This window comes from Nostoc sp. UHCC 0251 (assembly GCF_034932245.1).
Lineage (GTDB): Bacteria > Cyanobacteriota > Cyanobacteriia > Cyanobacteriales > Nostocaceae > Nostoc.
Genome location: NZ_JAYGHD010000269.1, coordinates 1 through 1,551 on the forward strand (window position 1 = coordinate 1; position 1,551 = coordinate 1,551).

A 1,551-nucleotide genomic window follows, 5' to 3' on the forward strand; every position below is an offset into this window, starting at 1 on the left:
TAGACATAAAAAAGCGTAAAAAAGCCGTGACAAGTGAGTAGAAAGATTCATCACTAAAAAAGTAATAGCAATTGCACACAAAGAGGTGTGAGACAGTTTAGCCATTACTCTAGCAAGGCTAAATCGTCTTTTGGCTTGTCCAAACTTTCCCTCAATAGAATTACGAATCCTTTCGTCCTCTTGAGCTTGTTTCTTTTTTTCTTTACTGAGATTAGCTGGAGGTCTTCCTAATGGAACTCCACTGATTCTAATACCTCTTTCTTTACACCAAGCTCGATTTTCTTTCGTTCGATAAATTTTATCAACATGAACGGATTCTGGATAATAGCCAGTGTAATTTTTATAGGCTTCGACTTGTGCTTTTAAATCTGCTGATTCATTATAGTTATCCCAACTAATATGGTCTAAAAACACATATCCATTGAAATAACTAGCCGACAGTTTTGCGCCAAATTCCACGGACTTCCCGGCTTTACCTCGGACAATGGGACGAATATGTGGTTGGCTTAAACTCACAATACGGTTATCAATACTTTGTTTTTTATTTTCATATAACCAGAGTTGTTGACGAAATATTTCTGCAACTACAAGTAACGTCTTATATTGTCTATTAGTTAAACCCTCTAACGATGCTCCCAATACAATTAAATGGTCAATATGAGATAAATTTCTTTTGATATACTGAAGCTGTTTTTTGATTGCTTTTCTTCTATCTTTTTGAGCTACCCGGCGTTTCTTCGCTACTTCTAAGTAATCAATTCTTGCAATTTTTCTATAAGTTCTTGGCTTTTTCTCTAATGTGCCTTTTATCTGTTCGTAAAGTAAGTCTATTATTCTTTCTGTCTGTTTTCGGGCTTGATTTAAAAGCTCTAAATCTGTTGGATAACTGATATCTCCAGGCGCACAAGTCGCATCTAATATTAATTTTCCTCGTTTTTTTGGCTCACTGCTTTCTTCTTCTGGTACTGCTGTTTTTTTTTAGTTGATTGAGATGATGTTTCTAAGCACATCTTTTTCACCATCTCTTGATTCACTTTGTTGACTAACTCCGCGCTAATTCTTTCCCGAAAATGTACTAACATTGATGCGTCAAATGGAGTTTCATTACTATAAGATGACATCCCTATGAAGTACTGTAGATAAGGATTCTCCTTGATTTGTTCTACTGTTTCCCTGTCGCTTATACCTAGTTTCTCTTTAATTATTAATGCACCTAATGCTATCCTCCATGATTTTGCTGGCGCTCCCATTTCTGCGGAGAATCTGGAAGAATATTCCGATTCAAATTCTGCCCAGGGTATTAAATCAGCCATGATTACCCACCGATTATCTGATGACAACTTTCCCTCAAATGGCAGGTCAAAGTCTGACGGTGGAATTGGAGTTGATTCTTCTCTTCGGTACATAGTGCCTAATAATACCCTACGCCGCTTTTTTCCACAGTGATGCAAGTATTTTGAGCTATTTTACCTCCTTGTCTTGCACCTGAATATACTTCTAGAGTCTAATAATTTAGATACTGTCACCTTTTCTTTATTTTTCAGCAAGCCC

Annotated in this window: 1 protein-coding gene; it reads right to left on the reverse strand. The window is 36.6% G+C overall.

All coding sequences use genetic code 11. The features are described 5' to 3' along the window. Positions 1-1,406, reverse strand: a protein-coding gene (locus VB740_RS18130; RefSeq protein WP_416290102.1) for an IS5 family transposase whose coding sequence is annotated in 2 segments (ribosomal slippage) — positions 1-957 and positions 960-1,406 — 1,404 coding nt annotated over the 2 segments. Because the reading frame shifts where the segments join, the coding sequence is not laid out codon by codon here. This gene is flagged as partial in the annotation. Positions 1,407-1,551 lie beyond the last annotated feature (145 nt).